We start from the raw sequence: 213 nt of genomic DNA on the forward strand, positions 1-213 counted from the left end.
CAGTAAGTGGTGCAATACCTTCAGTTACATTAGCACTGAAATCGGATACCGGAAGTATAGGAACTGATGTCACATTGATATAATTCGTCTTGACTTCGGAAGCAGTTCCATTGATATTACTGACAGTTAGATTGACAGTATACAAACCAGCTGTATCATACGTATGAATTATATTCTGACTGGAGTAATCCTCGGTACCGTCAGCATCAATAT

General features: G+C 38.5%; 1 protein-coding gene. It reads right to left on the minus strand.

Annotation, left to right across the window (positions count from 1 at the left end):
* Positions 1-213: PKD domain-containing protein (locus tag E7X57_RS12275; RefSeq protein WP_135613303.1), on the minus strand; the 213-nt coding region annotated here is incomplete at both ends.

Origin of the sequence: Methanococcoides sp. AM1 (genome assembly GCF_900774055.1) — an archaeon.
In the GTDB taxonomy this organism is placed as follows: Archaea; Halobacteriota; Methanosarcinia; order Methanosarcinales; family Methanosarcinaceae; genus Methanococcoides.